This window comes from Mesorhizobium sp. WSM1386, from assembly GCF_055901595.1.
In genome coordinates, this window is sequence record NZ_CM148373.1 from 5,440,910 (window position 1) to 5,466,380 (window position 25,471).

General features: G+C 58.4%; 21 protein-coding genes. 9 read left to right on the forward strand and 12 right to left on the reverse strand.

The genetic code is table 11. The annotated features are described in order from the left end of the window. Position 1 precedes the first annotated feature (1 nt). Together cysN and cysD are read right to left on the reverse strand one after the other, a co-directional pair. Positions 2 to 1,939, reverse strand: a complete 1,938-nt coding sequence (gene cysN, locus AC0NIH_RS26755) for a sulfate adenylyltransferase subunit CysN (protein ID WP_473468383.1) — start codon at positions 1,937 to 1,939, stop codon at positions 2 to 4. Positions 1,940 to 1,941: 2 nt separating this feature from the next. Beyond that, on the reverse strand, positions 1,942 to 2,847 hold the full coding sequence (gene cysD, locus AC0NIH_RS26760) for a sulfate adenylyltransferase subunit CysD (protein WP_249490925.1): 906 nt from the start codon (positions 2,845 to 2,847) through the stop codon (positions 1,942 to 1,944). Positions 2,848 to 3,328: 481 nt separating this feature from the next. Between cysD and AC0NIH_RS26765 the strand changes: the two genes are divergently transcribed. Further along, positions 3,329 to 4,708 (forward strand): O-antigen ligase family protein, encoded by a 1,380-nt coding sequence (locus AC0NIH_RS26765; protein ID WP_473468380.1) that lies wholly within the window; start codon positions 3,329 to 3,331, stop codon positions 4,706 to 4,708. An 18-nt stretch (positions 4,709 to 4,726) separates the two neighbouring features. Beyond that, a complete protein-coding gene (locus AC0NIH_RS26770; protein WP_473468378.1) occupies positions 4,727 to 5,662 on the forward strand; it encodes an NAD-dependent epimerase/dehydratase family protein in 936 nt (311 codons plus the stop codon). On the opposite strand, the gene AC0NIH_RS26775 is transcribed toward AC0NIH_RS26770, so the two are convergent. The 3 genes from AC0NIH_RS26775 to AC0NIH_RS26785 form a co-directional block, all read right to left on the reverse strand. Continuing rightward, positions 5,659 to 6,207 (reverse strand): sugar transferase, encoded by a 549-nt coding sequence (locus AC0NIH_RS26775; RefSeq protein ID WP_473468376.1) that lies wholly within the window; start codon positions 6,205 to 6,207, stop codon positions 5,659 to 5,661. The genes AC0NIH_RS26770 and AC0NIH_RS26775 overlap by 4 nt on opposite strands. A 118-nt stretch (positions 6,208 to 6,325) precedes the next feature. Then, positions 6,326 to 7,258, reverse strand: a complete 933-nt coding sequence (locus tag AC0NIH_RS26780; protein ID WP_473468375.1) for a glycosyltransferase family 2 protein — start codon at positions 7,256 to 7,258, stop codon at positions 6,326 to 6,328. Beyond that, positions 7,258 to 9,204, reverse strand: coding sequence for a UDP-N-acetylglucosamine 4,6-dehydratase (locus AC0NIH_RS26785; RefSeq protein WP_473468374.1), 1,947 nt, complete (start codon positions 9,202 to 9,204; stop codon positions 7,258 to 7,260). The genes AC0NIH_RS26780 and AC0NIH_RS26785 overlap by 1 nt, the downstream gene beginning before the upstream one ends. Positions 9,205 to 9,660: 456 nt before the next feature. Here AC0NIH_RS26785 and AC0NIH_RS26790 point away from each other — a divergent pair, with 456 nt between their 5' ends. The 7 genes from AC0NIH_RS26790 (at position 9,661) to AC0NIH_RS26820 (ending at position 17,117) form a co-directional block, all read left to right on the forward strand. After that, positions 9,661 to 10,452 carry an ABC transporter permease gene (locus tag AC0NIH_RS26790; protein ID WP_473468372.1) on the forward strand — a complete coding sequence of 264 codons (792 nt, stop codon included), beginning with the start codon at positions 9,661 to 9,663 and terminating at the stop codon, positions 10,450 to 10,452. A 134-nt stretch (positions 10,453 to 10,586) separates the two neighbouring features. Beyond that, a complete protein-coding gene (locus AC0NIH_RS26795) occupies positions 10,587 to 11,159 on the forward strand; it encodes an ABC transporter ATP-binding protein (protein WP_473468370.1) in 573 nt (190 codons plus the stop codon). A gap of 106 nt (positions 11,160 to 11,265) precedes the next feature. After that, positions 11,266 to 12,240, forward strand: a complete 975-nt coding sequence (locus tag AC0NIH_RS26800) for a glycosyltransferase family 2 protein (RefSeq protein ID WP_473468368.1) — start codon at positions 11,266 to 11,268, stop codon at positions 12,238 to 12,240. 14 nt (positions 12,241 to 12,254) lie between these two features. Beyond that, positions 12,255 to 12,878 carry a class I SAM-dependent methyltransferase gene (locus AC0NIH_RS26805; protein WP_473468365.1) on the forward strand — a complete coding sequence of 208 codons (624 nt, stop codon included), beginning with the start codon at positions 12,255 to 12,257 and terminating at the stop codon, positions 12,876 to 12,878. A gap of 4 nt (positions 12,879 to 12,882) precedes the next feature. Next, positions 12,883 to 13,827 carry a hypothetical protein gene (locus tag AC0NIH_RS26810; protein WP_473468363.1) on the forward strand — a complete coding sequence of 315 codons (945 nt, stop codon included), beginning with the start codon at positions 12,883 to 12,885 and terminating at the stop codon, positions 13,825 to 13,827. Next, positions 13,812 to 16,322 (forward strand): hypothetical protein, encoded by a 2,511-nt coding sequence (locus tag AC0NIH_RS26815; protein ID WP_473468362.1) that lies wholly within the window; start codon positions 13,812 to 13,814, stop codon positions 16,320 to 16,322. Before AC0NIH_RS26810 ends, AC0NIH_RS26815 begins: the two co-directional genes overlap by 16 nt. Before the next feature lie 234 nt (positions 16,323 to 16,556). Then, positions 16,557 to 17,117: a class I SAM-dependent methyltransferase gene (locus AC0NIH_RS26820; RefSeq protein ID WP_473468359.1), complete on the forward strand. Its 561-nt coding sequence runs from the start codon at positions 16,557 to 16,559 to the stop codon at positions 17,115 to 17,117. Between the two features lie 54 nt (positions 17,118 to 17,171). On the opposite strand, the gene AC0NIH_RS26825 is transcribed toward AC0NIH_RS26820, so the two are convergent. The 7 genes from AC0NIH_RS26825 to rfbA form a co-directional block, all read right to left on the reverse strand. Beyond that, a complete protein-coding gene (locus AC0NIH_RS26825) occupies positions 17,172 to 17,957 on the reverse strand; it encodes a methyltransferase domain-containing protein (protein WP_473468357.1) in 786 nt (261 codons plus the stop codon). Positions 17,958 to 17,961: 4 nt separating this feature from the next. Next, complete coding sequence (locus AC0NIH_RS26830; RefSeq protein ID WP_473468355.1) at positions 17,962 to 18,645, reverse strand: class I SAM-dependent methyltransferase; 684 nt, start codon at positions 18,643 to 18,645, stop codon at positions 17,962 to 17,964. A gap of 17 nt (positions 18,646 to 18,662) precedes the next feature. Beyond that, entirely contained in the window at positions 18,663 to 21,926 is a 3,264-nt protein-coding gene (locus AC0NIH_RS26835; RefSeq protein ID WP_473468353.1) for a glycosyltransferase, read from the reverse strand. Between the two features lie 98 nt (positions 21,927 to 22,024). Further along, positions 22,025 to 22,927: a dTDP-4-dehydrorhamnose reductase gene (gene rfbD / locus AC0NIH_RS26840; RefSeq protein WP_473468351.1), complete on the reverse strand. Its 903-nt coding sequence runs from the start codon at positions 22,925 to 22,927 to the stop codon at positions 22,025 to 22,027. Then, on the reverse strand, positions 22,924 to 23,994 hold the full coding sequence (gene rfbB, locus AC0NIH_RS26845; RefSeq protein ID WP_473468349.1) for a dTDP-glucose 4,6-dehydratase: 1,071 nt from the start codon (positions 23,992 to 23,994) through the stop codon (positions 22,924 to 22,926). The genes rfbD and rfbB overlap by 4 nt, the downstream gene beginning before the upstream one ends. Positions 23,995 to 24,004: 10 nt before the next feature. Further along, positions 24,005 to 24,577: a dTDP-4-dehydrorhamnose 3,5-epimerase gene (gene rfbC, locus AC0NIH_RS26850; RefSeq protein ID WP_473468348.1), complete on the reverse strand. Its 573-nt coding sequence runs from the start codon at positions 24,575 to 24,577 to the stop codon at positions 24,005 to 24,007. Next, on the reverse strand, positions 24,578 to 25,459 hold the full coding sequence (gene rfbA, locus AC0NIH_RS26855; protein WP_473468346.1) for a glucose-1-phosphate thymidylyltransferase RfbA: 882 nt from the start codon (positions 25,457 to 25,459) through the stop codon (positions 24,578 to 24,580). It abuts the gene before it with no gap. Between the last annotated feature and the right edge of the window lie 12 nt (positions 25,460 to 25,471).

Consider the following 25,471-nt stretch of genomic DNA (forward strand, 5'->3'; position numbering starts at 1 on the left):
GTCAGATGCCGCCGCCGCTGTCATATTGGTCTTCGGCAATGTCACGCTCGTTCAGCCAGTGTTCCAGTGTATCTACCATCGCTTCAGCCGATTTGCCGAGCGTCTGAAGATGGATTTCCGGTTTCTCCGGCGCTTCATAAGGCGAATCGACACCGGTGAAATTCTTGATCTCGCCATTCAGCGCACGGGCGTAGAGACCCTTCGGATCGCGCCGGGCGCATTCCTCGAAAGGTGTATCGACAAACACTTCGATGAATTCGCCATCGGCCATCAACTCCCTGGCCATGCGCCGCTCGGCGCTGAACGGCGAAATGAAGGACACGATGACGATCAAACCGGCGTCAGCCATGAGCTTGGCCACCTCGGCGACGCGCCGGATGTTCTCGACGCGGTCGGCGTCGGTGAAACCGAGATCGCGGTTGAGACCGTGACGGACATTGTCGCCATCCAGGATGTAGGTGTGGCGGCCGGTGGCGAACAACTTCTTCTCGAACAGGTTGGCGATGGTCGACTTGCCGGAGCCCGAAAGCCCGGTGAACCAGAACACGGCGGGCCGCTGGTTCTTCATGTCGGCGCGCACGCGCTTGCCGACATCGAGCGACTGCCAATGGATGTTTTCGGCCCGGCGCAGCGAGTGCACGATCATGCCTGCGCCAACCGTCGCATTGCTGATCCGGTCGATCAGGATGAAGGCGCCGGTGGTGCGGTTCTCGGCAAATGGGTCGAAGGCGATCGGCGCCCGTGTCGAGATGTTGCAGATACCGACTTCATTCATTTCAAGCGACTTGGCAGCCTCGTGGGCGAAGTCGTTGACGTTGATGCGGTATTTGAGATCGGTAACGGTGGCGCTGGTCTGATCGGTTTCGGTGCGCAGGATATAGGAGCGGCCCGGCAGCAGGGCATGCTCGTCGAACCAGACGATGTTGGCGGCGAACTGATCGGCGACCTGCGGCCGGGTGGCCGGTGAAACCAGCATGTTGCCCCTGGAGACCTCGACCTCGTCGTCGAGGACGAGCGTGACGGCCTGGCCGGCCACCGCCTGTTGGAGATCGCCGCCGTAAGCGACGATGCGTTTGACATGCGAGGACTTGCCGGATTTGGCGACGACGACTTCGTCGCCCTGCGCAATGGCGCCGGACGCGATCGTGCCGGCAAAACCGCGAAAGTCGAGATTGGGGCGATTGACGTACTGCACCGGAAAACGGAACGGCAATTCGACGGCCGCCTCTTCGACCGAGACGGTCTCAAGATGCTCGATCAGCGTCGGACCGGAATACCATTGCATGTTCTCGGAGCGGCGGCTGACGTTGTCGCCATAGCGAGCCGACATCGGGATCGGCTCGATGGTCTGAAAGCCGAGAGCGCGCGAGAATTGCCGGTAGTCTTCGACGATCCGGTCGAAGACCGCGTGGTCGAAATCGACGAGATCGATCTTGTTGACGGCCAGCACGATATGGCGGATGCCGAGCAGCGAGGCGATGATCGAATGGCGCCTGGTCTGGCGCAGCACACCCTGCCGGGCGTCGATCAGCACGATCGCCAGGTCTGCGGTCGAGGCGCCGGTCGCCATGTTGCGGGTATATTGTTCGTGGCCGGGCGTGTCGGCGACGATGAACTTGCGCTTCGGCGTGGCAAAGAAGCGGTAGGCGACATCGATGGTGATGCCTTGCTCGCGCTCGGCCTCCAGCCCATCGACCAGCAGCGCGAAATCGATGTCGTCACCGGTCGTGCCATGCTTGCGCGAATCGCGTTCGAGCGCGGCGAGCTGGTCCTCGAAGATCTGCTTGGTGTCGGACAGCAGGCGTCCGATCAGCGTCGACTTGCCGTCATCGACCGAACCGCAGGTCAGGAAGCGCAGCAGCGACTTCTTCTCCTGCGCGGCCAGATAGTCGCGGACGCCGTCGGTCGGGGCGAGGCTCTTTGCCATGATGTGGCGCATGGTCAGAAATACCCCTCGCGCTTCTTCTTTTCCATCGACCCGGCTTCATCACGGTCGATCAGGCGACCTTGCCGTTCGGAGGTGCGCGCCGTCAGCATCTCGCCGACGATGGCCTCGAGCGTGTCGGCATCCGACTCGATGGCGCCGGTCAGCGGATAGCAGCCCAGCGTGCGGAAGCGCACCAGCCGGTCCTCCACGACCTCGCCGGGGCGCAGTTTCATGCGCTCGTCGTCCTTGAGGATCAGCATGCCGTCGCGTTCCACGACCGGCCGCTGCTTGGCGAAATAGAGCGGCACGATGGGGATATTCTCCTGCAGGATGTACTGCCAGATGTCGAGCTCGGTCCAGTTCGACAACGGAAAGACGCGGATCGATTCCCCCGAAGCGATGCGGGTGTTGAATATCTTCCACATTTCGGGCCGCTGGTTCTTCGGATCCCATACATGCTGGGCATTGCGGAAGGAGAAGATGCGCTCCTTGGCGCGTGACTTCTCCTCGTCGCGACGGGCGCCGCCAAAAGCGGCATCGAAACCATATTTGTCGAGCGCCTGGCGCAGCGCCACCGTCTTCATCACATGGGTATGGGTGTTGGACCCATGATCGAACGGATTGATGTTGTCGCGCACGCCGTCTTCGTTGACATGGACCAGGAGATCGAAGCCGAGCTTCTGCGCCATCTGATCGCGAAAGGCGATCATCTCGCGGAACTTCCAGGTGGTGTCGACATGGAGAAACGGGAATGGTGGCTTGGCCGGATAAAACGCCTTCATCGCCAGGTGCATCAGCACGGATGAATCCTTGCCGACCGAATAGAGCATGACCGGCTTGGTGAAGGCGGCCGCAACCTCGCGGAATATGTGAATGGACTCGGCTTCAAGCCGCTGCAGATGCGTAAGCGCTATTGTCATGGACTGTGAGCGTTCTCTCGTGCTTTCCGACAGAAGACCTTGCGTCAAATCATCGGGTTTTTGCGCCCGGTTCAAGCTTCGCTTCTGGACAAAGTGTTTCGTGCGGGCGTTCTAGCAGATCGGCGCGGCCCAGAACAATGCAAGACGAGCCGGGCAGCTGTCGGTTCGAGAATGAATTTTCCATGGTTCCGCAAGAATTCGGAAATTTCTCCTCGCCGTATCTCCGGCTGAGGAAACGCAGGAAAAATATTGCCTGGAGAAAGCTGGCGGGTCGACGCTCCGAGAGCCCTCCACCGATCGTCGCGGTTGCCGATTTTCAGTGGCAATCGACCGGGCATACTATCGAAAAAGGCGCTCAGCCGCTATACCACCACCGGAAGCGGCAAGATGCGTCTTGAAGCATGGGCAATTTCGAGGCGCGCACATTCGGTTCCACGAGACAAAATGTGCCGCATAAGCTTCTCGAAACAGCGAGCCCAAATTGAACGCGCTTTCGTCCATAAAAAGGCAATTCACGCCTTCGCAGATCAATATCTACTTCGCCATTCTTTGTTTCTTTTTTCCACCGGTCCTGGGATCGGTGGTCAGCTTCGTGTTCAATGGCGGCGGCCTGTGGTCCGTCCTGTTGATCGCCTCCAGGAGAAGACGCTTCAATATCGACCCGGCTATGATGGCGCTGACGGTTGCGTTCTATGCCTATTGCGCGGCCAATCTCGCGGCTTCCATCGTCAACAATGCGATCGTCAGGGATGCCTCGCATCTGATCCCGCTCATCACCTTCCTGTTTTTCCCCATTTCCTACTCGACCTGGAGCATCACGCAGAAAACAACGCTCGCCCGCATCATCGTGCTATGCAGCATGGCGGCCTGCTTTGCTGCGCTGCTGCTGGCGGTCTTCCAGCAATATTGGTTTGGCATGCGCGCCGAGGGCGGGGCCGGGAATGCAATCGTGTTTGCAGAGGTTCTCTGCCTCGCGGTTATGGTCTGTGTGGCCGGCGCCCTGTCGGGGGTCGAGAGGCACAGGATCGCCCTCATCTGCGCGGCGCTTGGCGGAACGATCGCCATCGTCTACTCCGGCACCCGCATCATCTGGCTGGCGCTGCTGATCGCCGGCATCGCCGTTCTGCTGATCAACCAGCATAGGGTGAGAGGGCGCAATGTCGTTCGCCTGCTGCTGCTGGTGGTGGCGGTCGGCATCGTCATCGCCGCTTTCGGCTTCCAGACGATATCCGGGCGCCTCGACTTCCTCCGCTCCGACTTGAGCGCGCTTGGGAGCCACGGCGACTACAACACTTCGGTCGGAATACGCGTCGCCCTTTGGCAGATCGGCCTCAAGGCATTCCGCGAGATGCCCTTGCTCGGGCATGGGGTCGGTGCGACGCAGCTCTTGATAAGCCAGGGCTTCCAGAACCAGTTCGCGTTGCCGCTGGGCTTCAATCATTTCCACAACGGCTTCCTGACCGCCCTGGTGCAGGCAGGCATCCTTGGCGCCGTGGCGCTGGCGGCGATCTTTGCGGTTGCCGCCAGGAATGCCGCCCTGGTGCTGCGGAACAGCAGCGATCCGATCGAGCGGTTCGGCGCCACCATGATTGCTGTCACGGTGATCACCTATCTCTGTGCCGGAATGACCGGCATCCTGATCGGCCATGACATTCTGGATTCGGTGCTGATGGTCTTCCTGGTGTCGGGAACATATCTCGCCTCAGGCCGCCAGGCTCCATTGCCGCAAGACCAGGCATTCGCGCCCTTGGTGGAGAACCAAGGGCTTCCACCCGCGGCGGAAAAAACGCTTCAGCCAGTGGCGAAAGAAGTGCTTTCGCCAGGGATGGAAGATCCGGCGCTTCCATCCGCCAATCATTAATCGTTCCGGGCAAAGGCAATGAAAGTCCTGGTCACAGGCGCGACAGGCTTCATCGGCCGTCAGGTGGTCCGCCAGCTTCGCGAGGCCGGCGTCGAGCTTCGCCTCGCCTCCCGCCACCCAGAGAAACTTGATCCAGGTTCCGAAACCGTGCCGATGCCCGGTTTCGATGCGCCGGCCGCGGCTTTTCTGGCGCTGACCAGGGATGTCACCGACGTCGTTCATTGCGCGGGCCTGAACAACGATCAGGGCAACGCCAGCGAGGCCGATTTCCTGGCGGCCAATGCGGAATTGAGCGCACGGCTGGCGCAAGCCAGCGCCGAGCAGGCAAGCGGACGCTTCATCCACCTCTCCTCGTTCCGGGCCGTGATCGGCGCCCGTGTCAGCGCAACGATCGACGAGGACACCATCCCCGACCCGCAATGCGCCTATGGACGTTCGAAGCGCGAAGCCGAGACCAGGGTGCGCGACGCCTATGCGTTGCACGGCCGTTCCGACGCCGCCGCGTTGCGGCTGCCTCCGGTTTACGGCCCCGGCCTGAAAGGAAACCTGGCGACACTGATGCGGCTGGCCGATACCGCCCTGCCGCTGCCGACAGGCGCCTTGACGGGAAACCGCTCGCTGCTGTCATTGTCATCAGCGGCGGGAGCGGTGTGGCACCTGCTGAGCCATCCGGAACCGCTTCGCCCGATCTATGGTGCGAGCGATGTGGCGCCGGTTTCGGTCGCGGCCATCGTCGGCGCCTTTCGCAGAGGGTTCGGAAGACCGGCGCGCCTGGTGGCCGTGCCGGCCGGGCCGATGCGGGCGGCAGCGGTCCTGCTGGGCAAGCGCATGTTTTGGGACAGCATGACCGCGACGCAGATATGCGATCCTTCCTTGCTCGCATCCGAAGGCTGGCTGCCGGAAACCGCCACGCTGGAGCGGTTGGCTGCGATAGCGCGGCTTGGAAACACTTAATCGCCTGCGTTGCGATAGAGTGTTCCAAACAGAATCCGAAGGTCGAGCCAGAGCGACGCGGCCCTGAGATAGGCAGCGTCGGTTTCGGCCAGTAGGTGCGGGTTGGACATGTCGATGCCCCGGATCTGGGCAAGGCCGGTAATGCCTGGAAGCGCCTCCAAAACGCCCAGCCGCCTGCGGCACTCGATCAATTCGGTCTGGGTCGGCAGACAGGGACGCGGCCCGACCAGGCTCATCTCGCCCTGCAGAACGTTCCAGAACTGCGGCAGCTCATCGAGCTTGAATTTCCGCAAGACCTTGCCGACCGATGTCACGGCGCTTACGGGCGCCTCGTGCGAGGGCAAGGACGGCGTTCCCTGGTACATCGTCCTCAATTTGTGGCAGCGAAACAGGACGCCACCGCGACCGACACGCGTCTGCGAAAAAATCGCCGGGCCGGGCGACGATAGCCGGACGGCAAGGACAGCGAGCAACAGCACAGGAAGAGTGACAATCGAAAGCAAAGCCGCGCCGGCGAGATCGAGGATTTTCTTGGCTGCCTTCATGAACGGCCGATCATACTCTCTGTCAAAGCTCTCCTGGGCGTGACCAAGCGTAGCCCGTCATCCGGCCGACGTAGCATGAGGTCGCCTCATGACCAAGCGCGCCACGCAGCCGTCCGGTTCAGATGCGACCCAGGACGAACGCGAGATAGAGCCCGAGTGTCCCGGCCAAAGTCTGTCGACAGACGCCGCTTTTGCGCAGAGCACGCAGGCGCTGGAAAAGGCTGCCCTGCCGACCGCTTGCGAACAGGTCGAGGCACGTCGCCGCATCGGGGGTCAGGAGGTCGCGGTTGACGGCAAGGCCGGCAAGGTTGAGATCGGTCCAACCGGCAAACTCGCCCTTGAACAGGCGGCCAAGCCGCGAGACCCGTGCCTGCCACGATACGTTGGCGCCAACCAGGTTTGCCGCATGCTGCCGGTAGCGCACCAGGGGCCGCGGATCATAGTGGACGACACCGCCGGCGCCGGTGACAATCAGATAGGCCCACCAGTCGTGGCTGACGAAGCCGGTCCGCGCGCAAGCCCTTGCCAGCAGATCGCGCGCCGCGCGATTGAGCAGGATGGTGTTGCCGCCAGCGATGCTCTGGACGAGTGCGTTGCGGAAGGACGGCGGCCGGTTGAACAGCGGCGAACGGCCGACCAGGCTTCCCGTTTCGGTCATGGTCGCGGTTCGCGAGCAGAACATCAGCGGGCTTCCCGCGTCGAACCCCTGCATCCAGCGGACGGCGCTTTCCAGCCTGTCCGGTTCCCAGATATCGTCCTGGTCGCTGAAGGCATAGCAATCCGCGTCGATGCGCCGGTCGAGAATCATCGATCGGAAATTGGCGGCGAAGCCTTGCCGTGGCCCATCCAGCAAGGTCATTCGACCCTTGGCCCAGCGGGGTTTCCAAGCCTCGATGATGGCGATCGTGCCATCGACCGAGCCGTCGTCGGATATCCACAAATCGACCAAAGGGTGCGACTGCATAGCCAAGGACTGCAATTGCTCGTCGATGAAAGCAGCGCCGTCCTTCGTGCCCATCAGGACCGCGATGCGCGGATCTGCCTTACCCACTAACTCGCCTGCCCGGCCGTCTTCGGGATCATGTCCTGGGATACGTTCGTCCTTGCCTTCGTCGCACGATCGAGATCCGCAAGCACGGCGAGCGAGGCTGCCTTGTCCTGGCTCTTCATCGATTGCTGCAGCGCGGCAAGCGCGGCGTGGACATCCGACCATTGCACGACATCGGTGCTGAGGCCAAAAATCTTCGAAATGCTGAGTTCGACCAATTCCTCGTCTTCACCATGCAGCGTTTCGTGGAGCTTTTCCCCCGGCCTGATGCCGGTGAAGCGGATTGGAATGTCGGTGTAGGGGCTCTTTCCGGACATGCGGATCATCGTTTCGGCCACTTCGAGGATGGGCACGGGTTTGCCCATGTCGAGCATGTAGACGGCGTAATCCTGGCCGGCCGGCCGCGACGCGGCATCGGCCGCCGACATGATGACGAGATCGACGGCTTCGGCGACAGTCATGAAATAGCGCGTCATGCGCCGGTCCGTTATGGTGACCGGCCCGCCAGCCTCGATCTGCGCCTGGAATATGGTCGCCACCGAACCATTGCTGCCAAAGACGTTGCCGAACCGGACGGCTATGAACTTGGTGGCGGCGCGGCGCCCGCCCGCTTCGCCGGCCGGCATTCCATGCAAGCCGCTGACGATCTGTTCGGCGGCTCGCTTCGTCATGCCGAGCACGGAAGTCGGATCGACGGCCTTGTCGCTCGACACCAGGACAAATTGCGCGACACCGCATTTGGCGGCGACCTCGGCGCAGACAAGCGTCCCGAAGACGTTGGTCTGGATGGCCGATTCCCAGTTTTCCTCGAGCAGCGGAACGTGCTTCAGGGCCGCTGCATGGAAGATGATGTCCGGCTTGAATTCGGTGACGACGCGCGTCATCTGGCGCCGGTCCGCGACGTCGACGATGCGGACCGTGAGGCGATCATGGTCCTTCTCGTTGACATACTGGCTCAACTGGAAGATGCCGAACTCGGAATTGTCGGCGACCAGAACCGCCTCGGCCCCCAGTTCCAGCGACCGTTTGACCAGCGTGCGGCCGATGGAGCCCGCGCCTCCGGTAACCAGGACGCGCTTGCCGCCGACGAAAGCGCCGATGCGCTCGATATCGGACGGCACCGTCGGGCGGCGCAGGATCGTTTCCATCTCGACGGCATCGAGGACGAGCTTGCCTTCCTGGCCCAGTTGCGAAAGCCCCGAGAACTGGACGACCGCTATGTCACCCTGCCGGGCGACGCGAACAAGCTCGGAATACTCCTCGATCTCGTGCTCGGCGCCGCTGCCGAAGATCAGCAGATCGAGGCTCTGGGTGCCGCTCGTGTAATCCTCCAGCACATCGATGAGGCGCGGCCGGGTCGCCACCACGGGCACACCTTGAATGCGCGTGCCCAAGGGCGCGTCACGCTCGGTCGCCATGATGCCGGCGATGGAATGGTCGGCGGGCTCGGCCGCGCGCGTGAAGCGGATGATCAGGTCGGCTTCCCCAAGCCGGCCGACGAACAACGCCTGCTTGGTCCGCGCCTTGTCGGTCTTGCGGTTCAAGATCCCCCAGCTCGCGCCATCGCGCAGGAAGCGGTAGAACAGCCGGGGCGCCGAGATGATGGTGAAGGAGACGAGGAAGAAGACGATGAACTGGCGCTCGTTGAGGCCCGCCACGGGCTCGAAGAAACGAACCACCAGCGAAACGGCATAGAGCGCGCACGTCAGAATCGCGCAGCTCTTCAGGATGTTGAAGAAGTCAGGCGTCGAGGCGAAGCGCCACACCGTGGTGTAGAGGCCGCAGGATCTGAACAGCAGGTGGCTGATGAGAACGATGCTCGCCCAGGTGACAAGGCCCTCGAGCGACAGCGCCTCGAACGAAAGATTCGACCGCGAAAGAACGAGGCTGAGCGCCACCGCGACCAGGACCATGACCACGTCCTGGACCATGATGAAGCCACGCCGCATTTCGGGCCTGAGTCCGAATACAAGGGGAGAATTCATTGGGCGGCACTAGACTCCAGGCTCTCGGACATGGGCACCGACAGAGTGCGAACACGAAAATTATTCGTGACCGATCACTCCCTCAAAGTGCCATCCCCGGCCCCCGCCGTGTTGTATCGCATACTGCGTGCCGGGAGGTATAGCTAGATGTTTTTTGGGAAAAGTCGGGAGGACAACGGCAAGCATGATGCTTAGCTCGCGAATGATTGTTGCCAAGCTTACATTAGGTCACTCTACTGCTAGAGTCGTACAGCATCGGCATGTTCCAGACTATGCCGCAGTTGACTCTGCTCTCCGCCTCATTATGACGCAATGCATTGCCATATGCCCATCCAGATGGCTATTAGGGCGGGGCTTGGTGGTTCGCTATGGCCAGCGAAGGATAATGTGCCAGAATAACCGATTGCGATACTCCGAGCTATGATTGCAGCACTAAACGGCGCTTTTGACGACATTTCCAGGGCCATGAGGCTGCACAGGGTCTGGGTTGCGCTGGCCCATGAGGACATCGGCGACCAGCACAGACGGACCACGCTCGGACCGCTTTGGATGCTGGTCAATTATTTTGCTTTCGTCGGCACATTTGTCTTTGTCTTTGTGACCAAAGACGCCAGCAACCCAAGTTATATAGCCTATGTGGCGATCGGCATGCTGGTCTGGTTCTATCTCACCGAAACCATCACTATGAGCGTGTCACTCTTCCAGCGCGAAGCGAGCTTCATTCAAGGCACGACGCTGCCGTTGTTCGTATATGTGATGCGATTGACTATGCAATGCATCATCAGGGCGGCTTATTCGTTGGCGGGTTGCGTTCTTATTCTGCTGCTGGGCGGTTACGGAATCAACACGAACTGGCTACTGTCGATGCTGGGTCTGTTGCTCATCGTCTTGGCAACCCCAGCGTTTGTCATGGTTTTTGCGTTCCTGGGCGCTTTCTTTCCCGATAGTGAATTCATCGTAGGGAACCTGATGCGGGTGGGGATGTTCTTCACGCCGGTCTTCTGGGTATACAGCGGTCAAGAAGGCGTTCAAAAATATGCCTATCATTGGAACCCGTTCACCTATTTCTTGGAGAGCGTGCGTGAGCCAATCACAGCGGGCATATTTCCGGCACATGCCTTGACGGTGACAGGTTATGTCTGCCTCGGCCTCTGGACTCTTGCGTTGCTGCTGCTGGGCCTTTATCGCAAGCGCATCGTTTTCCTGATCTGAGTTCCATGACCTCCATCAAACTGAACAATGTCAGCCTGGTTTATCGCCTGTTCGAAAAATTGACACTTTCGGCGCCTGGCCGGCGTCGGAGCGCTCTCGGCGGCAACATAGCGAAGTCGGGCACCAAGCAGGTCGTGCAGGCGCTCGACGATGTCAGCTTCGAGCTCAAGGCAGGCGACCGGTTGGGTCTAGTCGGCCCGAATGGCGCCGGCAAGACCACACTGCTCAAGGTTCTATATGGAATCTACCAGCCGTCGGGCGGAACGATATCGATCGCGGGCAAGGTCGATGCCCTGTTCAACATCCACATAGGGTTTCGTCCCGAGGCCACCGGACGCAGGAATATCGTGCTGAGAGGGTTGATCAGCGGTTGGACCGCGGCCGAGATCGAAGAGAAGATGGAAGAAATAATCGATTTCAGCGAACTGGGTGACTTCATCGACCTGCCGTTCAAGGCGTACAGCCAGGGTATGGCGGCACGCCTGGCATTTGCGGCGGCGACGGCGCTTGAACCAGAAATTCTGCTGATGGACGAATGGATTGGTGCCGGCGACGCATCATTCCAGGAAAAAGCCAAGCGACGGATGGACGAACTGGCGGAAAAGGCCGGCATCATAGTATTGGCCAGCCACGACGAAGCGCTTATCCAGCGCGTTTGCACGAAGAAGATGACACTTCGAGCCGGCCGGATTGAGTCGATGGTTTAAAAGCCGCCTCCCGATTGATAGGCCATGCCGAAGATGGCAGTTGATCGGCCTTGGGAAAACAAGAGAAGAGGGTGGATTGCCAAAGCTTATTATCCAGATCCCATGCTTGAACGAGGAAGGGACGCTCGCCGTCACGCTTGCTGATCTGCCGCGTCGGGTCGAGGGTTTTGACACGGTAGAGTGGCTCGTGATTGATGATGGCTCGACTGACCGCACAGTGGAGGTTGCCCGGGAAAATGGTGTGGATCACGTGGTCTCGCTGCCCCATAATCAGGGGCTTGCCAAAGCCTTCATGACCGGCATTGAAACCGCGTTGAAACTTGGCGCCGATGTTATCGTCAACACCGATGCGGACAACCAGTATGATGCTTCCTGCATTTCCGATCTCGTCCGCCCCATACTGGAGAAAAACGCTCAGATCGTCGTCGGCGCAAGGCCGATCAGCGAGATAGAGCATTTCTCACCCATCAAGAAATTTCTGCAGAAGCTTGGAAGTCTGGTCGTCAAGCTTGCTAGCGGCACGACGATTCCTGACGCGCCGAGCGGTTTCCGTGCCATTCACCGAGACGCGGCGATACAGCTCAACGTCTTTAACCGCTACACCTATACGCTGGAAACGATCATCCAGGCGGGACGCAGGAACATTCCGATCACCTCCGTGCCGATCCGCGTGAACGGCGATCTTCGGCCCTCGCGGCTGGTCAAGAGCATACCAAGCTATGTGCGGCGCTCCCTCATAACGGTTGTGAGGATCTTTGTCGTCTATAGCCCGCTGCGCTTCTTCTCGGTGTGTGCGGCCATAGTCGCCACACCGGGTTTGATCATGATCGCCCGGTTCCTTTTCCACTACCTGAGAGGCGAAGGCAGCGGCAACATCCAGTCGCTGATTCTCTCCAGTGCCTTGCTTGCCCTTGCTGGCATCCTCACAATGAGCGGTATCCTTTCCGAACTGATCGCCGTTAACAGGCAAATCCTCGAAGAAATCAGGATCAGGCAACTGCAACAGGAACATCGGGAAAATGCATTGATCCGCTCGCTTTCGATAGATCGCGAAGGTTCCCAGGTTCAGGCACGCAAATAAGCGGAATAATACAAATGAACCAAGCGCCAGCAGCCTACGACAACGTTCCGGGTAATTATTACGACAAATACAATACCCGGAACCCGATCGCACGATATCTCATGGATGGCTTCCTGAGCAGTTTCGATATGTTGACGGCGAAGACAGGCGTTCGCAACGCCTACGAGGTGGGCTGCGGCGAGGGAAATCTGTCCATTCGCCTTCATGATCGGGGGTGGAATGTCCGTGGTAGCGACCTGGAATCTGTCAGTGTTTCGGAGGCTAACGAGCAATGCACGACGCGTGGGCTGGAGCCGACATTTGAAACACGCTCGCTTTTCGATCTGACACCGGAAGTCGCTTCGGCCGAACTGGTGATCTGTTGCGAAGTTCTCGAGCACATCCCGGATACCGAACAAGCCCTTGCGATACTCAAATCGCTTGCCAAACCTTACCTTCTAGTCAGCGTGCCACGGGAGCCTGTCTGGCGGGCACTTAACATGGCCAGAGGCAAATACATCCCAAGCCTTGGAAATACGCCGGGGCATATCCAGCACTGGTCATCCGCATCGTTCATCAACCTGCTGGGCAAATCGCTAAAGGTCGTGGAGGTCCGCAAGCCGCTTCCTTGGACCATGGCCCTTTGCCGTTGTGACTGAGACAATGCAGACGGCACCATCAGCCAAAAGCAGAAAGCTGAATTCAATAATTCGCGCCGGGGGTCTGATTGTCAGCCTTGCCGCGCTTGTCTTCGTCGGATTGGCGATCCATCGCTCCTTCGGTGATCTGCAACGACAACTCATCTCGCCGCTTTTTCTGATGACCATATTGGGCTGCGCTGTCGCCTATGCCGTCATCCTGCAACTGGCAGGCATCGTCTGGTACCGGTTCCTGGTTCTTGTCGACGGACCGTCGCTTGGATTGGGTCGTGCGCTTGCCATTTTTGGAAAGACGCAGATCTACAAATACCTGCCGAGCAACGTGATGCATATGGTTGGTCGTTTTGCCCTCGCCCGCAATGCCGGGGCGTCGAACAAGGCGCTTGCCTTTGCCCAGATAGGGGAATTGTCCATCATTGCCCTTGCCGCCGGAGCGTTGGCCGCCTTGCTGGCGTGGCCGGCTTTGCAAGATGCCTATGCGCGGTATGGTCCCGATAGTCCTAAATTGATTGCGGGATTGGCCGCCGCCGGTCTTTTGGCGACTGCGATCGGGGCGGTGTTTTTTTTCCGCTTCAGGATGGCGGACATCGGGGGCAGAGCGCTTGTCGTATCTGCCGAAGCTTTTCTTCTCTATGCCCTATTTTTCATTGGCAACGGGTTGCTGATCATTGCGCTTTCCAGAGCCCTGAACGATGCGGGCCACATGACCGAGCTGATCGGCATAGGAGCGGCCGCGTGGCTCATTGGCTTTGTCGTTCCGGGAGCCCCAGGAGGGCTTGGCGTGCGCGAGGCCGTTCTGATCATGGGGTTGACTGCCGCGGGTCTGCCGCCTCCATCGGCTACCGCGGTTGCTCTCGGCAACCGACTCGTCACCGTTCTTGGAGATTGCCTAGTCGCCTTGGTAGAGGTGATATTGCGAAAGAGGAAAAGTGCATGGCTCCGCAAATGAGGGAAACATCCTTGCAAAACAACCTTTTGCCGGAACAGTCCCCGATCTTGCGGCACATCATTTCGATGGCGCTTCTTTTCGCTCTGGTCCTGGGGATCGTCGGGGTGAATCCTTTTCGACAAACGCTGGCACCGATGGATCTGCTGTTAGCCTATCCAGGATGGGACAACGCCGGGATCGACACCCCACTTGTCAATGCAGAGCGCTCTGACGCGTTGGATCACCGGCTACCAAACTGGCGGGAGTTTAGGCGAGAGTTGTGGGAAGGGCATATCCCGCTGTGGAACCCCCTCCATCAACTGGGTGCGGTTGGCATTCAGGCGCCGATTTACGAAGGCCTTTCAATACCCTTTCTAATTTATGCCCTCACGCCGAACGAAGCTATGGGTTACACGTTCGCAATTCTGGCAAATTATTTCCTGGCTGCCTTTGGCGCTTATTTTCTGCTGTTTTTTATGTTCAGAAGTCGAGTGGCCGCAATTTTCGGCGCCATGGTATTTGCATTTTGCGGCTTCAACATCGCTTGGGCCCATTGGCCGCACCTGACAACGAGCGCTCTTATTCCATGGGTTCTCGCCACTCAGCTTCGGTATTGGCAAACTGGCCGCTTGAGTTGGGCCTTGGGGTTCGCTCTCAGTATAGCCTTGATGGGGCTGGGCGGCTTTCCATTTGTGGCCATCCTTGGAGCTATCTCGTCCCTGATACTGGGAGTCGTAGTTCTTGTTGCCGAGTTCCCGAGCACCGGTATCAATCGGCTCGCAGTGAGGCGAATTATTGGGCTGGCATGCGCAGGCATTGCAGGTGCGCTTCTTGCACTTCCTGGCCTTTTGCAGGTTAAAGACATTCTCGATTCAACTGATTTGTCGAACCGAACAAGTGGTACTGGGTTCACTCCCTATGACATCATCTATATGTTTGGTTCTGACTTTGTGGATCATCTGGGCGTTGAGCGCACCTTTTCGGCGGGAATACCCGCTGCAATCCTTACGCTCGTTGCTCTATATTTTCTTTTTAAATCACCTAATCGTTTTGCTGTTGTCGGGTTATTCGTGGCAATATTCACTTTGGCAACCGCATTTGGGGCGGCGCCGACAAAACTGGTGAAATTAATCCCTGGATTTGATACCAACACGTGGAGTAGGGCATCCGTATTATTCGGGTTGTCGGAATCCATATTATCTTCTTACTCGATATACATTATATCATCTTACCAATCGAAACATAAGTACAAATATATATTTAACGCTATTGTATTTATATCATTATTGCAGGCATTTAACCTCTGGCATTCTTTTAAACAAGTTAACTCCAGACCTGATATTGAGACATTTTTCCCGGATACGCCATCAATATCATACGTCGTAGACAATATTAAATCTGGTCAAAGTATTATTTCGGACGACAGTTTCCTTGTCTCTGGATTTCTATCAAATTACAGATTGCCAGAGTTGTTTTCTCACGGATTTCGAACCGATGCGCAAAACAAGATAGCCGCAGATATAGCGCCTTCTTTTCAGACAACATATACGGCCTCCATCATTCAATGCTCCGACATAAATTTTTCCAGCCGGGGGATTACCTATGCGGCCGTCCGCTTCTTCCTTGTCAAGAATGGTTGTACCGCTGAATTGGCGCATGCAACTGTTGGCCTTGGCCAGAGGCCAACAGCCCCCCTCAATGGCGGTGCCCTTGAAGGCGACTTGTTGATCGACAAGCCTATGAACGCTATGAGCATGCAGGTGTTATTCGGAACCTATGATCAGGACTATGCCCCTTCGCCACTGATATTTGACCTTTACAAAGATGAGTTCCTCGTGGCTCATGCAGAAATACCGCCGGAGGCGGTCCGTAACAACCAATTCGCGACCTTTGGCTTCAATCAAGACGTTCCTCTTGTGGCTGGAACCTATCGGTACGTCATTTCAATGGCCAAACCCGATAACCAGAAGATGCTCAGTGCATGGGCCTTCGAAACCGCTGGAGCGGCAACCTATAAAGTCGGCTCGAGTGTATTTCCCGGCATTCCAAAAATTAAGATCGTTGAGAGAACTCGTCTTCCTCAGAACTTTTCGATCACACCGGTAGAGCCAGGCATTGACGTTATCGAAAATCACGAAGTTTCAGGCTCCGGCTATTATGTGACTGCGTTAAGCGGACAACCAGAGGCAGATTATGGATCTGTGCGCCTTACGACGTATCGACCGGATGACATCAAGGTTGAATATTCGGGTGCATCCCATGGATGGGTCGTTTTCCCCATTCGCATCAACAAATATTGGCGAGCCACGCTGGATGGGAGGCCCGTAGAACTAAAAAGGTTTCTGGATTTTTTCCCGGCCGTTGAGGTGGATGGACGAGGCGAAATTCGCTTCTACTACGATAGCAGTCACCTGCTGAAGACGCTGGAACTTTGCATTGCCGGCTTTGCAGCCTCAGTCATTCTCCTAATCATGGTGAATGGTAGGTCTTCTAGGTCGCGAGCAGGCCCTGGGTAGCCGCTCGCATCGGAATTGCGAAGGACAGGATATGCTGGGCGCCTGGGCCAGGTCGTCAACCTGGACCTCGAACTGGTGAGTCACACTACGACACCACCGAAGGCACGATCCCAGGAGAATCCGCCATCGAAACTCTCGACGTTTTGTGTAATTTCGGCTCATTGCTAAACTGCCCAAGCAGGCAATGTATGATAGCAAACCGCGCAAGTTTTGCGAAGCTCGACGCAGGAGGAAATGAATTTGGCTGATCAAGCGTCGCAGGGAATATTTTCTCCTGCCCTCCGTTTGGCGAGGATAACCAGAGCTCGTCCTTGGTTGCGCGGCGACACACTTGACGTTGGGTGCGGAAGCGGGGCACTCGCCTCGTTCGCCAGAGAGGATCAGTATTTCGGATATGACTATGATGCTGAATCGGTTGAGTTGGCTCGCCAATCCTATCCAAAACACCAGTTCGGAACTGAGATCCCTGAAGGTCGACGATTTGATACCGTTGTTGCTCTCGCCTTGCTGGAGCATCTTGAGGATCCGGCAGATCATCTCAATGAGTGGCGATCGCTTCTTGCTCCTGGCGGCCGCGTAGTATTGACCACGCCGCACAAAGCATTCCGGCGAATTCACGATATAGGCGCTGCAATTCGTTTGTTCAGCCCAGACGCTGCTGACGAACACGAGGAAATGTTTGATCTGACTTCACTAGCGGCATTGGGCAAAACGTGCGGTATGCGTCTTTGCCATTATGAGCGATTTTTGCTGTGGGCCAATCAACTGGCAGTCTTCGAGCCCGCTCTCGATTGACCGAGTTCCCTTGATGGATGAAAACCAGCAATTACCGCCTGCGGGCTCAAAGCATTAGAGCCGCCCAATGGTCACATAGAATTCCAGCGTATTGGTCTGGGTTGGATGAAATGACACAACTTCAAAAGAACCATCTATCGTACCCGCCGCCAATTTAATGCATTCAATAAATTCAAAATCTGCAAATACCCAGCAGTGTGTATCAATGTAATCTCCTCTAAGCTTGAGGTCCCTGAGAATTGGTAAAATATCTTTCCTATCAATCATATATTCTGCATTTTCAGGGGTTGTAATTTTACTCCAGCAGTCTGCCGGGTTAGCTTTGCTAACATTCCAGAAATGATCGCAAATCTGCCGAAAACTCGGCTTCGTCCGCTTTTCAATGTAAGCCGCCACGAGATCCGAAATCATGCTGCTTTTTCGTTTCAGGTCGAAGCAATAACGCTTGTCCGGAAACGCGACGGCAATCCGGCCGCCAGGCTTGAGCACCTGCAGATTCGCCTCGAGCCAACCCAGTAGATCGGGCACATGCTCCATGACATGCGACGCGACGATGTAGTCGACCGACTCCTTTGGGAGGAATTCAGAAATCAACTTGCCGCCGGTGACGATGTCGATCTCGGGAATGAGGCTAACATCGACGTTGGGATCGTTGGCATAATGCTGCACTAGGAAAGCGCGGTCGGCATAGTCGACATAGGAAACGTCATAGTGCGGTTTCCGCAAGAGTGCCGCGTGCAAGGGGCCGTATTCGATACCTCTTCCGGCAAGGTTCAACGCCGAGGTAATGTTCTTCGTGCGTGGCTCTAGCGCCGGGGGAGACTTCCGGAAGAATCGCATCTTTCTATTTCACCATCACGCACATAGACTGGCCGAGAGCATGCCCATCGAGGACCGGAGCGTCGGCATCGATGAATTTCTCCACATTGAAGCCGATCCGGGCCGCGAAGACCTCAATGGCCTCGCGCTCAAGGAACATGTTGAGAGTCGGGCGGGCTGCGGCCTCATATTGGATCACCGTCGCCTCGAAAATCTGCCAGTGAGGCGGCATGTGGAATTCCAAGAACGAAAGCAGCAGCTTACCGCCCTTCTTCAGCACACGGTGACAATCGCGCATATAAATGAAGGTCTCTTCGTGCAGTAGGTGGGTAAAGAGGCTGAAGGCACATACATAGTCGAATGTGGCGTCCGGGGCCGGGAGTTTCACCGCTCGGTTCATGTGGAACCTATACTTTTCGGGTGTCTTGCTCCTGGCATAGTCGAGCAAAGCCTGAACGATATCGTAACCGTCATAGTCGATGCGCAAGCGTCTTGCGAGCGCAACCGCCGTGCGCCCGGAACCGCAGCCGACATCGGCAAGGCGCATCCCGTCGCGCAGGCCGTTCTTGACGAGGGCTTCGGCTTCAATGCGGCCGATAATGTCATAGGCGCCACCGACGGCGAGCGACATCGCCTCGTCGATCGGATGATCGCGCATGAGTCTCGCGACGTGCTTTTCGTAGTCTTCGACGAAATGGAATTCGGCCATTGCTATTCTTTCCGGTATCAGCCTAGCGAGAAATCTTCGCGCGCTTTTGTCAAGTTCGGCGAATAGAAGGGATCACGCTCGATGATCTTTTTCCACCGTCTTTGCATATACGCAATTTCACTGTTGAAACGCGCCATTTTTTCCGGAGCATCCTCAACGCCGCGAGAGACGCTTTCAAGGTGGTAAAGCTCGGCATAGGGCGTCCAGACGTTTGAATAGCCGGCTTCCCGTACTTTCAGACAAAGGTCCACATCGTTGAAGGCGACCGTCAGGTCGACCTCGTTGAGACCACCGACTTCTTCAAACAGGTTCTTGCGGATCATGAGACAGGCTGCCGTGACAGCGGAGAGATTCTGAAGGACCTTCAGCCTGTGAAAGTACCCAGGATGATGGCGCGGGAAGCCCTTATGCGAATGACATGCAACACCGCCCAATCCAACAATCACGCCGCCATGCTGGATCGTATCATTGGCATAATAGAGCTTTGCGCCGACGCAGCCCACATCCGGCTGAACGGCCCAGGAGACCATTTCTGTAAGCCAGTCCGGCGAGATCACTTCGATGTCGTTGTTGACAAGACCGATGATCGATCCCTTCGCTTTCCCCACGGCGAAGTTGTTGATCGCAGAATAGTTGAACGGCTTGTCGTAACGGAGCACACGAACATTCTTCGCTTCCTTCAACTCGCTGAAATAGGCAAGGGTTTCCTCTTCCACCGAGCCGTTGTCGACCACCAAAATCTCGTAGTTCCTGTAAGTTGTCTTTTCGCGGATGGACTCCACGCAGCGGCGCAGGAGTTCGACCTGGTCACGCGTTGGGACGATAAGGCTCACAAGCGGCTGTGGCTCGGGCACGAAAAACCGAAGACGGTAACAGGGTGCGTCGGGAGCTTCCTCAGCTCTCGCCGGAATACCCATGCGCTCGACGTGTTCTTCCAGCGCCCGCAATCCAGCCAGATAGGCGTAGTTCTTTTGAGAACCGTCAAGCGCCGTCGAGCCTTCCACCGCCCGCCAATGGTAGAGCACCTTAGGAATGTGCCGGATTCTCTCAGGGGCAATGCGCTCGATGACGCGCAGATTGAGGTCATAATCCTGGCTGCCCTCGAAGCCGGGTCGCCAGCCGCCGACGGCGCGGATATTTTCCGCCCGGTGTGCGGTGAGATGGTTCAGATAGTTCTGGGATCGGAAAAGCTCCCGCGAGAAATCCGGCTTGAAGCATGGATCATAACGCCTGCCCTCCAAATCGATCTTGTCTTCATCGCTATAGATCAGTTCGGCGTCAGGATGGCGATCGACTTCCAGAACGATCTCGGCCAGCGCGTGCGGGCGGAGAATATCGTCGTGGTCGAGCATCGCAACCCACTCGCCGGTGACGATCTCCAGGGCGGAATTGGATGCCCGCGAGATATGGCCGTTCTTGTCACGCAAGACGACCTTGATACGAGGATCGCGTTTCGCATATTCGTTCAAAATGCTCCGCACATGCGGCTTCGTCGAGCAATCGTCCGCAATGCACAGCTCCCAGTTCTCGTAGATTTGGGCGCGGACGCTCTCGATCGCTTCCCGCAGGAGTCTCTCTGGCGTATTGTAGACTGGCATGAGTACCGAAATGAGCGGCTTCTTCTCAAGCTGAGCCAACCGCTGGCTCAAATCCGCAACGTCTTGTTCAGTCGGCGTGTCATTGAGTGCAATCCACCCTTCATAAGTAACGCTGCCCAGAGCGCCTCGTGCCTCCGCTGATCGGAGGGTGGCCGCAAACCCCCGGAGGCCGCTTTGCTTCAAGAGTTTTACGGCACGCGCGGCAGACCGCCCTAGGGAACCAGGGCTTTTCACGTGGCGGGCGAGGATTCTCGCGATGAGGCAAGCATAATATTCAACCCGTGCCAGCCGACGCAAACGGACGCGGCCGATCGTGATCTGGGTGGAACGGTCGCTTGGATCGAAACGCAGTTTCGAGGCTGCTACGCTAAGCGGGAAGGTCGACGCGGCCAGACCTTTGCCGTTCGAACGAAACCGCAGATCGATCCGTTCGATTTCGTTGTACCCCCTACCGCTGTCGACATAAAGGCGCGCGTCAGTCAACGCCTCCGCTTCGGCCGGCACATACGCGCTGAGCCGGTAGTGCCCGGGAACCAAGGGCCCGAAGCCCGGCCAAAGGAGTTCGAACTGCGGATCGTCGCCGGTTACCTTCCACTCCGTGGCCCGCTTGCTCGATGGCACGCCTTCCAAATGGTGGAGCGCGCGCAACGCGACGTTCCGCCCGGCATAAAAAGTTGCCTTATTCGGAAATGACACAAGTCTCCGCAGGAACGATCCATAACGCCAAGTCCGGCTAGTCCGAACAAGTTCGATTTCGCGTTTTAACAGTGCCATCTGCTGATCGCGCTCCTGCACCTTATGTTCAAGTGCCGCTATGTCCTCGTCCCTTGCAACGAGATTTGTGTTGGCCTTCTCCAGCGCTTGCATACCGGTTCGGATTTGCTTGCGAGCCGCCGCTAATTCCGCGTTAAGTGCGCTGACATCGGTCGGCAGTGTGCGAGAGAGACGTTGAATTTCCAACGTCTTCGCCGCTTCGACGCGCCAGCGATCGCCGAAGAGCTCCATTCGGCGCTGGACAATCGCCGCGTCGGCACTGTCGAGCTGGCACAATTGGGCAATGGCTTCCGCTGGGTTCTTTCCCACCAGCAGGACGCCGAGGCCGTGACTGTGGGGAAACTCGAACGAGGGGTATTTGCCCCGCAATTCTTCCCATAACTTCCAGACCCCAAAGTCTGCCTGTCGTTCATTTGTGTCGTGGAACAGGACGATCGCCCGGTCCGAGAGCTTTGAGAACCACTGTTCGAAATCGTGCCGAACGGCCTCGTAGGTGTGGAGGCCGTCGATATGCAGCAGATCTATGCTGGAGTCCGCAAACTGGGTCGACGCCTCGTCGAACGTGCATCGTAGCAGCTCCGAAAATTCAGCATAGCGCTCGTCATGAAAGCGCTTGAAGTCCTCAAATATCGCCTCGGAGTAGATCCCTGCCTGCTCATCGCCCCTCCACGTGTCCACCGCAAAGCAGCGCGTCCCGGTCTTTCCCTTCAGGACAGCGGAGCAGAAAGCAGAGTAGGAGACGCCTGCATGAGTGCCTAACTCGACAAGAACGCGTGGATGTTGGGCGCCGATCAACCAGTGGGCGAACGGGGTGTGACCGAGCCATGCAATTGTTGGCTGATCCATCCGCTCCGGTCGCCAGAACAGCGGCGCCAGATCGTCGTTCAGCAGAGCCTCGGGAAAGTCCAAGACTGTACGCTCACCTGGCGCGCTAGAGTCCATTGGTTCGGCGTACAACCCGGACTGTGTTTTACGAGCCTGGCTCTTCCGCCCCTTCGTAGCTGCGGTCATACCGCGCCCTCCGCGCCACCGCCGGCAAGATACTTCACCACCGCTTCCGTCGATTGCCGCCAGTCCGGCGCGTTCCAGCCGAAGGCGGAAGCGAACTTCGCGCTCGATAGCCTGGAATTGGCGGGGCGGCGCGCCTTGGTCGGATAGTCCATCGTGGCAATGTCCCGTACCCGCGCCCAAGGACCACCAAACGCCAGGCTTGTGTCCAGTATATGACGGGCAAAGCCGCTCCAGTTGGTCTCGCCCGTGCCGGCCAGATGATAGGTGCCGAACGCGACGAGATCCTTGTCGCGGTGCAGCATGGCCGCCGCATGCAGGATCGCGTCGGCGATATCAAGTGCCGAGGTCGGGTTTCCCCATTGATCGGCCACCACCGAGACCTCGTCGCGGTCGGCAGCCAGCCGCAGCATGGTCTTCACGAAATTCCGGCCGAACGGGCTGTAGACCCAGGCGGTGCGCAAGATCAGGTGGCGTGGGTTGGCGGCGGCCACCGCCTGTTCGCCGGCGAGCTTGGAGGCGCCATAGACGCCGAGCGGCGCCGTGGCATCGGTCTCGACATAGGCGCCGGGAGCGCTGCCGTCGAAGACATAGTCGGTCGAAAGATGGATGACGGGAATGCCGAGCCGTGCCGCCGCTTCGGCCACCTTGCCGGCGCCGGTCGCGTTGACGGCAAAGGCCAGATCGGGCTCGTCCTCGGCCTGATCCACGGCGGTGTAGGCGGCGGCCGATACGACGATATCCGGCTTGGCCGCCGAGATGGCGTCAAAGACGATATCGGGTCTTGCCAGGTCGAACTCCGGCCGGCCGATGGCGACGACTTCCACATCGGCGCGGCTCTGGCCAGCCTCCAGCAGGCTTGCCGCGACCTGGCCGTCGCGTCCGGTGACAACGATCCTCACGCGCTCTCCTTGCGTGCCTCGCCCAGCCGCTCGCCGGCATAGCGCTGTTCGCGGATCGGCCCCCACCACCATTTGTTGTCCAGGAACCAGTCCACCGTCCGCGCCAGGCCGCTGTCGAAATTCTCGCTTGGCGCCCAGCCGAGCTCGCGACCGATCTTGGAAGCATCGATGGCATAGCGGCGGTCGTGGCCGGGGCGGTCTGTGACGAAGGCGATCAGGTCGCGATAGCGCTTGCCATCGGCGCGGGGGCGCCTGACGTCGAGCAGGTCGCAGATCGTCTCGACGACGGCGAGGTTCGTGCGTTCTGAATTGCCGCCGACATTGTAGCTCTCGCCCGGCGTGCCCTTGGTGGCAATGAGCTCCAGGGCCCGCGCGTGATCCTCGACGAACAGCCAGTCGCGCACATTGGCGCCGGCGCCGTAGACAGGCAGCGGCTTTTCATCGAGCGCGTTGAGGATGACGAGCGGGATCAGCTTCTCGGGGAAATGATAGGGGCCGTAATTGTTCGAACAGTTGGAAAGCACCACCGGCAGGCCATAGGTCTCGTGCCAGGCACGCACGAGATGGTCCGAGGCCGCCTTCGAGGCCGAATAGGGCGACGACGGCGCGTAGGGGGTCTCCTCGACGAACATGCCGCCATCGAAAGGCAAGTCGCCGAACACCTCGTCGGTCGAGACGTGATGGAAGCGGAAGCGGCTTTTCCTCTCGTCGGAAAGGCCACGCCAGTATTCCAGCGCGGCGTTGAGGATCTTGTAGGTGCCGACGATGTTGGTCTCGATGAAGGCGCCAGGTCCGTCGATCGAGCGGTCGACATGGCTCTCGGCGGCGAGGTTCATGACGATGTCGATATCGTTGCGGCGCAATATGTCCAGTACCGCCCGCTCGTCGCAGATGTCGGCATGGGCGAAGCTGTAATTGTGGGCATTCTCGATCGGCCGCAGCGAGGCCAGGTTGCCCGCATAGGTCAGCTTGTCGAGATTGGTCACCCGGTAGGCCGGATTGGCGCACAGATGCCGGCACACCGCCGAACCGATGAAGCCGGCACCGCCCGTCACCAGAAAATTCATGCTGCTGTCCTCACGCACCTTTGGCAACATCAGGCAACACCTCGGCGGCGGCGAGCAGCGGCGCCTTGAGATCCTTGTCCGAAAGCTGGAACCCGCTCGCCAGCGACGGCCATTCTATGCCGATGGCCGGATCATCGAAACGGATCGAGCGGTCATGCCCGGGCGAATAAGTGTCGGTCACCTTATACAGGACCTCGGTGTCGGGCACGAGCGTCACGAAGCCATGCGCAAAGCCCTTCGGCACCAGGATCTGGTTGCCCTTTTCAGCCGATACTTCGAGACCGACCCATTTTCCAAAGGTTTTCGAGCCCCGGCGAATATCGACCGCTACGTCTAGGACGCTGCCACGGATGACGCGCAGCAGCTTGTCCTGGGCGCGCGGTGCAAGCTGGTAGTGCAACCCGCGCAGCACGCCCGCCGCGGCGGAATAGGAATGGTTGTCCTGCACGAAAACGAGGTCGATGCCGGCCTGCGCAAAGCGCTCGGCATTGTAGGTTTCCATGAAGAAGCCGCGCGCATCGCCATGCCGCTTCGGAACGATTTCCAGCACCCCGTCGATGCCAAGCGATCTCACCTCCAGCATCTACCCCTCCGAAAGATCGGCGACACGCCGGCGCAGATAGGCCGCGTATTCGTTTTTCCCCAGGCGGGTCGCGCGCTCCAGCACCTTGTCCGCCGTCAGCCAGCCCTGTTCAAAGGCGATTTCCTCCGGACAGGCGACCTTGATGCCTTGGCGGTGCTCGATGGTGCGCACGAAGGAAGAGGCTTCATGCAGGCTGTCATGCGTGCCGGTGTCGAGCCACGCGTAGCCACGCCCCAACCGGTGAACATGGAGCAGGCCACGCTCGAGATAGACGTTGTTGACCGCCGTGATCTCGAGTTCGCCGCGCGCCGAGGGCCGGATGGTGGGGGCGATGTCGACGACCTGATTGTCGTAGAAATAGAGACCCGTGACGGCCCAGTTGGACTTCGGCTTCTGTGGCTTTTCCTCGATCGTCAGCGCGGTTCCGGTGGCCTTGTCGAAGGACACCACGCCATAGCGTTCGGGATCCTCGACATGGTAGGCGAACACCGAAGCACCCATCTCACGCGATGCCGCGGTGCGGCAAAGCTGCGACAGCCCGTCGCCAAAATAGATGTTGTCGCCCAGGATCATCGAGACGCTGTCCTTGCCGATGAAATCCCGGCCAATGATGAAGGCTTCCGCGAGGCCATTGGGCTGAGGCTGCTCGGCGTAGGACAGCGCCAGACCGAACTCCGATCCGTCGCCCAGCAACTCACGGAAAGCCGGCAGATCACGCGGCGTCGAAATAATCAAAATTTCGCGGATCCCCGCGAGCATCAGCACGCTCAGCGGATAATAGATCATCGGCTTGTCGTAGATCGGGAGGATCTGCTTAGAGACTGCTAACGTTAGTGGATAAAGACGCGTTCCACTGCCTCCAGCAAGGATAATTCCTTTCAAGAAGCTCTCCTC